This is a genomic window from Zemynaea arenosa (genome assembly GCF_004614185.1).
Lineage (GTDB): Bacteria > Pseudomonadota > Gammaproteobacteria > Burkholderiales > Burkholderiaceae_D > Telluria > Telluria arenosa.
This window is the reverse complement of sequence record NZ_SPVF01000166.1, coordinates 21,121-28,267: the sequence shown is the minus strand read 5'-3', so window position 1 is coordinate 28,267 and position 7,147 is coordinate 21,121. Positions and strand designations below refer to the sequence as shown.

General features: G+C 67.5%; 8 protein-coding genes. 2 read left to right on the top strand and 6 right to left on the bottom strand.

The features are described from left to right. A partial coding sequence (locus E4L96_RS13525) for a phosphatase PAP2 family protein (protein WP_135207755.1) occupies positions 1 to 483 on the bottom strand: 483 nt, incomplete at its 3' end. Between the two features lie 72 nt (positions 484 to 555). After that, positions 556 to 1,569, bottom strand: a complete 1,014-nt coding sequence (locus E4L96_RS13520) for an aldo/keto reductase (protein ID WP_135207754.1) — start codon at positions 1,567 to 1,569, stop codon at positions 556 to 558. Between the two features lie 98 nt (positions 1,570 to 1,667). Between E4L96_RS13520 and E4L96_RS13515 the strand changes: the two genes are divergently transcribed. Continuing rightward, positions 1,668 to 2,558 (top strand): LysR family transcriptional regulator, encoded by an 891-nt coding sequence (locus E4L96_RS13515; RefSeq protein ID WP_135207753.1) that lies wholly within the window; start codon positions 1,668 to 1,670, stop codon positions 2,556 to 2,558. Between the two features lie 5 nt (positions 2,559 to 2,563). On the opposite strand, the gene E4L96_RS13510 is transcribed toward E4L96_RS13515, so the two are convergent. The 3 genes from E4L96_RS13510 to folE form a co-directional block, all read right to left on the bottom strand. Further along, positions 2,564 to 2,872 carry a transposase gene (locus E4L96_RS13510; RefSeq protein WP_135207752.1) on the bottom strand — a complete coding sequence of 103 codons (309 nt, stop codon included), beginning with the start codon at positions 2,870 to 2,872 and terminating at the stop codon, positions 2,564 to 2,566. Between the two features lie 355 nt (positions 2,873 to 3,227). Further along, on the bottom strand, positions 3,228 to 4,568 hold the full coding sequence (locus tag E4L96_RS13505) for a thioredoxin family protein (protein WP_135207751.1): 1,341 nt from the start codon (positions 4,566 to 4,568) through the stop codon (positions 3,228 to 3,230). Next, complete coding sequence (gene folE, locus E4L96_RS13500; RefSeq protein WP_135207750.1) at positions 4,568 to 5,134, bottom strand: GTP cyclohydrolase I FolE; 567 nt, start codon at positions 5,132 to 5,134, stop codon at positions 4,568 to 4,570. The genes E4L96_RS13505 and folE overlap by 1 nt, the downstream gene beginning before the upstream one ends. A gap of 147 nt (positions 5,135 to 5,281) precedes the next feature. On the opposite strand from folE, the gene E4L96_RS13495 reads away from it, so the two are divergent. Beyond that, on the top strand, positions 5,282 to 6,112 hold the full coding sequence (locus E4L96_RS13495; protein ID WP_135207749.1) for a hypothetical protein: 831 nt from the start codon (positions 5,282 to 5,284) through the stop codon (positions 6,110 to 6,112). Here E4L96_RS13495 and nudC read toward each other — a convergent pair. After that, positions 6,109 to 6,933: an NAD(+) diphosphatase gene (gene nudC, locus E4L96_RS13490; RefSeq protein ID WP_135207748.1), complete on the bottom strand. Its 825-nt coding sequence runs from the start codon at positions 6,931 to 6,933 to the stop codon at positions 6,109 to 6,111. The genes E4L96_RS13495 and nudC overlap by 4 nt on opposite strands. Positions 6,934 to 7,147 lie beyond the last annotated feature (214 nt).

Here is a 7,147-nt window from a genome sequence, read left to right as displayed (position 1 = left end):
CGTCATCAGCGCGGCCATCGCGGCGGCCCCGGCCATGTCCAGCGGCCAGTGCACGCCGAGATAGACGCGGCCCCAGGCCGTGGCCAGCGCGGCGATGCCGATCAGCACGCCAAACGGCCGCACCGCGCGGTCCCGCAGCAGCACCAAGGCGACCGTGAACATGATGGTGGCGTGGTCGCTGGGGAAGGAACTGTCGGGCGCGTGGTTGAGCACGTTCTCGGCCAGCCCGAGCATGAACGGACGCGGGTGGAACCAGAGGTGGCCGAGCACCCAGTTGAGCACGAGCGCGGCCACGGTGGCCAGCAGCGCGCGCAGGGCCGCGAGGCGCCAGCTGTCGCGGCCGCTCATCCAGAGCAGCACCAGCGTCAGCGGCACCAGCATGATCAGCCATTCGGCCATCAGCTCGCCGAGCACGATGCGCCAGGCGGGTTGTTGGCTGCCGTGAATTGCGTAAAACAGCGCGAGATTGAGTTTTTCAAACATGCCTTTAGGCTACCTCATCCGTTATGAGCATGACTTGAATCGTGCTCATGTAGGACGAGGCGCCATGGCCGGTCAGCGCCGTTCGCTGTCGAGGTGTGCCATTTGCGCCTCGTTGTAGCGCGTGCCGGCCACGGCGTCCGGCGGCACCAGGGCGTTGAGCTGGGCCAGGTCGTCCTGGCTGAGCGCGAGGTCAAGGGCGCCGAAGGCTTCGGCCAGACGGTCGCGGCGGCGCGCGCCGACCAAGGGCACAATGTCCTCGCCCTGGGCCAGAACCCAGGCGATGGCGACTTGGGCCACGCTGGCGCCCTTGCTTTCGGCGAATTCGCGCAGGCGGTCGACCAGGGACAGGTTCTGCTGCAGGTTGGCGCCCTGGAAGCGCGGGCTCATCAGGCCGCGGAAGTCCTTCTCGCCCTCGCGCTGGGTGGTCCAGTGGCCGGAGATCAGGCCGCGCGACAGGACGCCGTAGGCGGTGACACCGATCCCCAGCTCGCGCACGGTGGCGAGGATGCCGCCGCCCGCGCCCGGCTGTTCGATGCCGCGCGAGATCATCGAGTACTCGACCTGCAAGTCCGACACCGGGTGCACGGCGTGGGCGCGGCGGATCGTCTCGGCACTCACTTCGGACAGGCCGATATGGCGCACGTAGCCGGCCTTCACGAGGTCCGCGATGGCGCCGATGGTGTCTTCGATCGGCACGTTCGGGTCCAGGCGCGCGGGGCGATAAATGTCGATGTGGTCCGTTCCCAGACGTTTGAGGGAGTAGGCGCAGAAGTTCTTCACCGCCTCGGGACGCGCGTCGTAACCCAGCCACTTGCCGTCCGGCCCGCGCAGGGCGCCGAATTTCACGCTGATGAGCACGTTGTCGCGGTCGCGGCCGGCCAGCGCCTCGCGGATCAGCAGCTCGTTGTGGCCCATGCCGTAGAAGTCGCCGGTATCGATCAGGGTGATGCCGCCTTCCATCGCCGCGTGCAAGGTGGCGATGCTTTCCTGCCGGTCTGCCGGACCGTAGAGATCGCTCATGCCCATTGCGCCCAGGCCCATGCGCGCAACCTGCGGCCCCGATTTGCCAAGTTGAACCTGCTTCATTCCTGCCTCCATGGTGTGGTCAATGCCGCCATTTTGCTATTATCAAACTCGGCAATAAATATGCTCTTCTCGACATCTTTATTCGTACAGGATTAACAATGGACCAGCTGCGCGGCATGCAGATTTTCCGCACCGTGGCCGAGTGCAAGAGCTTCACCCTGGCCGCCGAGCGGCTGGACTTGCCTCGGCCCACCGTCACCAACGCGGTCCAGGCGATCGAGCGCCAGCTCGGCGTGCGGCTGCTCCAGCGCACCACGCGCAAGGTCAGCCTGACGGTGGAGGGCCAGGTCTATTTCGACCGCTGCAGCCGGGTGCTGGCCGATGTGGACGACCTCAACAACCTGTTCTCGGCCACCGCCAGGCCGCACGGCGTGGTCCGCGTCGAGCTGCCGGAACGGATGGCGCACCGCCAGCTGATCCCGCGGCTGCCGGACTTCTTTGCACGCTATCCGGACCTGCAGCTGCGCGTCGGTGCGTCGGACCGCTTTGCCGACCTCGTGGGCGAAGGGATCGACTGTGCGGTGCGCGTGGGCACGCTGCGCGATTCCGGGCTGATTGCCAAGCGCATCGGCCAGATGGAGCAGATCAACGTGGCCGCGCCCGCCTATCTGGCCGCGCACGGCACGCCGCGCACGCCTGCGGAGCTGCCGCACCACCTGGCGGTCAATTTCTACTCGAGCCAGACCGGGCGCGACATGGAGTGGGAGTACCTCGACGATGGCGTGGTCAAAACGGTTGGGATGCGCGCGCTGGTGGCCGTGGCCAGCAGCGAGGCCTATCTGGCCTGCTGCCGGGCCGGGCTCGGCATGATCCAGGTGCCGCAGCTGGGGCTGGAGCCGGATCTGGCGGCGGGCGAACTGGTCGAGGTCATGCCGGAGTGGCGGCCCGCGCCGCTGCCCGTGTCGGTGGTGTACTCGCACAATCGCCACCTGTCGGCCCGGGTGCGCGCCTTCGTGGACTGGGTCGCCGAGGTGCTGGTGGTGCGCTGACGCGGCTAGACATTGCGGGCCAGGCGGGCGCGCAGCTTGTCCAGCAGGTCGTGGCGCCCCAGCATTTCCAGCGCGCGTTCCAGCAGGGTCGATTCGTTGTGGCGGCGCAGGGTCCATTGCGTGTAGTACTCGTGGACGGTGCGCCAGGGCGGAAAGTCGGGCGGCATGCTGCGCCAGGGGCCGCCGGTGTCGATGAAGTGCAGGACGGCGGTGAAGACATCGTAGAGGTCGTGGACGCGCGGACGCGTGCGGCGCCGCGCGCCCTCCAGCAGCGCGCGCACCGGTTCAAACTGTTCTCGAGTAATAGGTTCCATGCGGGGCTCCGAAAACGGCTTGGAGCGCGCGATGTGGAACTAAGTTCAAAAAGATTTCAGGCGACGACTGACCGCGCGCGGCCCGCCACCCGCACCGGCGATGGCGAGCGCCGCCCCACCCCGGCACGCTCCGCGGCACCCTCCTACACCTGTACGCCGGGGTACGTCCCCGGTGTGGAAAGTTCAGCTGAGGCGGCTACCGCGATTCCTACAGATGTACGCCGGGGTACGTGCCCGGTGTCGAAAGTTCAGCTCAGGCCGCTACCCGGATTCCTACAGATGTACGCCGGGGTACGTCCCCGGTGTGGAATGTTCAGCTGAGGCGGCTACCGCGATTCCTACCGTTGTAGGCAGGTCAGGCGCGGGCGAAGGCGGCGAGCTCGGCGGCCGGGGCGGCGAAGCTGTCGAGCTTGCCAACGAGCTTGCGGAGCTGGATGCCGTTGCGCTGGGCGCGGGCGTCGGGCAGTGCGCGCGCCAGCGCCAGCACGTCGGCGGCTGCGGCCTGGATGCGGGCGGCGTCGCCGGGCGCCTGTTCGACCAGGGCCAGCAGATAAGTGACGCTCCATTGCAGGCGCGTGGACGGGCCCACGGCCGTGCGCGCTGCCTGCTCGTACCAGCGCAGGACGCCCGCGCGGTCGTCGCGCTTGCGGGCGATGGTGGCCAGGTTGTGCATGAAGTAGTAAGGCGCGTGCGAGCGCGGCAGTTCCGCTTCGAGCAGCTCTTGCGCCTCGTCCAGCGCCCCGGCGTCGGCCAGCACACCTGCGGCGCTGTTGATCACGGTATGCCGCAGCGCCTGCTCGCTGACCACCAGCCGGGCCGTCTCGACGCGCGAGCGCGCCATGCCCATGTTGACCGCAGGACCGCCCAGCCGCGCCAAGCGCACGCGGGTGCGCAGCGCTTGCAGGCGATCGGCGACGTTCCGCGCCAGATCGTTCTCGATGAATTCCAATGCCTGCGCCCACGCCGAAGCAAGCTGGACGCGTTCGGCGGTGTCGGGCGCGGTCAGACCACGCACGAGGTCGACTGCCAGGTTCAGCACCAGGTCGAGCTGGGCATGGACGGATGCGCGGTCCGCCAGCACGGCCTGCACCGCAGCGGCATCGGCGGCCGCACTGCCGGCGTACGTGCGCGCTGCCAGGGCAGCCTGCAGGCCTAGCCACTGGAAACGCACGCGCGCCTCGCCCGCCGGCGCCGCCTCGGCCAGCTGTGCCAAGGTGGCCGCAAGCGGACGGTCCGCCAGCAGAGCGCCCTCGTCCGTATCCCACGAGTAGAAGCCCAGCAAACGCCACGCATCGTCGCTCAACTGCGCCGATCCGTTCAACGCCGCCGCCAGCGCCTCGGACACCGTTACCGGGCTCGACAACGCAAGCGCAAGCAGCTCCAGGAAGCGCAGCCCCTCCACCTCGCACGGCAAGCGCGTGATCTCGGTCCCGTCCGCACGCAGCACGACGAGAGTCGGATAACTACGCACCTGGAACCGCGCACCCAGCGCCTGCGCGCCCGGCGCATCCCCATCCAGATGCAGCGCCACGAACCCCTGCGCCAGCTCGGCAAAGCGGCTGGACTGGAACACCGTCGCCTTGGTCCGGTTGCACGGCGGGCACCAGGTCGCACCCCAATACAGGAACAACGGCTTGCCCTGCGCCCGCGCCTGCGCGAACGCCCCCTCAACGTCGGTCAACCAGCCTTTAAACATCAGGATTCGCGTGCCAGCGCCAGGAACTCGGTGCGCAGCGCCAGGTTCGGCTGCAGCTCGCCCAGCATCGCGGACGTGATGGTCTCCTCGCCCGGCGTACGGATCCCGCGCGATTCCATGCACATGTGGCGGCACTTGACGACCACACCCACCGCCTTCGGCTCCAGCGCATTCATCAGCGCCTCCGCGATCTGGATCGTCATACGTTCCTGCACCTGCAGCCGCTTGGCGAAGCAGTCGACCAGCCGCGTCAGCTTGGACAGGCCCACGATCTTCCCGTTCGGCAGATAGCCGATGGTCGCCTTGCCAAAGAACGGCGCCAGATGATGTTCGCAGTGCGAATACACCGGAATCCCGCGCACCACGATCAGCTCGTTGTACTGCTCGGCCCCGTCCTCGAACGCCTTCAACAGCTCGACCGGATCCTGGTCGTAGCCCGAGGTCCAATGCTGCCATGCCTTCGCCACCCGGGTCGGCGTTTCCAGCAGGCCCGGACGGTCGGGATTCTCGCCCAGGCTCTGCAGCAGTCGGCGCCAGTCGTTTTCGTTAAAGGTGTCGTGGGACATGTCGTGCAGCTCGCAAAATTCAACAAATAAGGGCGACAGTATAGAGGAATCCGCCAACGTCTTCCGAACGCCCTTTGATGCAAGGACAACGGCCCCAGCGGCAGCGGTCTAGCGTGGAATTGTCGGATTTTCATCCAGGAGACCGCCATGTTCGGAAGCACCGTCCTCGAAGTCGCCATCGGCATGACCTTCTGCTATGGCTTTGTCGGCCTGCTGGTCAGCACGCTGCAGGAAGCGATCGCCGCCGCGCTGCACCTGCGCGCACGCACCCTGCTCAAGGGCATCCGCACCATGCTCAACGACCCGGATTTCAGCGGACTGGCCCGCAACCTGTACGCGCACGCCCTGGTCAACCCGCGCGACGACGGCAGCGCCACCGATCCGCACGAGCTGCGCCACAAGCCGTCCTACATCGACCCCAAGCACTTCGCCATCGCGCTGATCGACACCCTCCAGACCATCCCCGGCAATTTCGAACAGCTGGGGCGGGACATCGACCTGGTGCAAGACCCGCAAGTGCGCGGCGCCCTGCGCAGCATGTACCTGCGCGCCCACGGCAGCCTGCCCGTGTTCCAGGACAATGCCGCGCGCTGGTTCGACAACACCATGGAGCGCGTCTCGGGCGCCTACAAGCGCAAGTCGCTGGCGATCAGCCTGTTCATTTCGCTGGCCATCGCCGTCGCGTTCAATATCGACAGCGTGCACCTGTTCCAGACCCTGTGGACCCAGCCCACCCTCACCGCCCAGCTGAAGGCCATGCCGCCGACGGCCATCGATGGCGCGACCCTGGCCTCGCTGCGCACCCTGCCCGTCGGTTGGCAAGCTCTGCCGGTATGGGACACGAGCATGCTGGTCCGCCTGTCCGGCTGGCTGCTGACCGCCGCGAGCAGTCTGTTCGGCGCACCGTTCTGGTTCGACCTGTTCCAGCGCCTGATCCACATGCGCGGCACCGGAGACAAGCCGGGCAGCAAGCCTTAACGGGCGGCAGCGGGCCGGTGCATGTTGACCAGCGTGTGCGAAATCGACGCGCCGGGCGAGGTGTCCGGCCACTCATCGTCCGGCCCGAACCAGCGCGCCTCGGCGATCTCGTCCGGGTCCACGCGGATCTCGCCGCTCAGGTAGTCGGCCGTGAACGCGATCATCAGCGAATGCGGAAACGGCCACGACTGGCTGCCGATGTAGCGCAGGTTGTGCACCCGCAGCCCGACCTCCTCGTACACCTCGCGGTGCACCGCCTCCTCGGCGGACTCGCCCGCCTCCAGGAACCCCGCCAGCGGCGCATAGCGCTTGTACGGCGACTGGGCATGCAGGGCCAGCAGTACCTTGTCCTCTTTGCGCACGATCACGATCATGGCCGGCGAGATGCGTGGATAGGCGCTGTGGCCGCAGTGCGGGCAACGCATGCAGCGCTCGCCAAACACCAGCGCCATCGGGTGCGCGCAGGCACCGCAATAGCGATGGGTACGCGCCCACTCGGCGATCTGCACGCCGCGGCTGGCCAGGCCCAGCACCTCGTCGTCGACGTTGCCAAACAAAGCCCGCAGGCTCTTGAATTCGTGCCCCTCCGGCGCCGCCACGTCCGCATCGAGCCAGACCGCCTGCACATACCGCTCGCCCAGCAGACCCACGGGATGGATGCGCTCTGCAGGCAGCACCAGCCCCGCCAGCACATCCGCCGGGGCGAGCGCCAGATCCTCCGCCCGCACCAGCAGCCGCCCCTCCTGGAACACCAGGGTCAGTGGATCAGGATGGTCCAGCGGAGACAGCAAAGGTGAAAAAGCGTCCGGCGTGCGCAGCATGATGAGGTCGCAAGAATGAAGGCCGCGCCATCATAACGTTTTTGTCATCCACCCGCCGACCCGCCCCCAGACAAGATAACCGTGTGGGGACGCACCCCGGTGTCGGTCCAGGCCGCTGCCAAGGGCCAGAGACAGGCGAATCGGCTGCACCCATGTCGGAAAAGATAACCCTGTGGGGACGTACCCCGGCGGGGGCGGCCGTGGCAATTGCGGC

Excerpts from the sequence above, each read along its gene's own strand:
- E4L96_RS13520 (WP_135207754.1), bottom strand. The coding sequence starts at position 1,569 with ATGAAGCAGGTTCAACTTGGCAAATCGGGGCCGCAGGTTGCGCGCATG.
- E4L96_RS13515 (WP_135207753.1), top strand. The coding sequence starts at position 1,668 with ATGGACCAGCTGCGCGGCATGCAGATTTTCCGCACCGTGGCCGAGTGC.
- E4L96_RS13510 (WP_135207752.1), bottom strand. The coding sequence starts at position 2,872 with ATGGAACCTATTACTCGAGAACAGTTTGAACCGGTGCGCGCGCTGCTG.
- E4L96_RS13505 (WP_135207751.1), bottom strand. The coding sequence starts at position 4,568 with ATGTTTAAAGGCTGGTTGACCGACGTTGAGGGGGCGTTCGCGCAGGCG.
- folE (WP_135207750.1), bottom strand. The coding sequence starts at position 5,134 with ATGTCCCACGACACCTTTAACGAAAACGACTGGCGCCGACTGCTGCAG.
- E4L96_RS13495 (WP_135207749.1), top strand. The coding sequence starts at position 5,282 with ATGTTCGGAAGCACCGTCCTCGAAGTCGCCATCGGCATGACCTTCTGC.
- nudC (WP_135207748.1), bottom strand. The coding sequence starts at position 6,933 with ATGCTGCGCACGCCGGACGCTTTTTCACCTTTGCTGTCTCCGCTGGAC.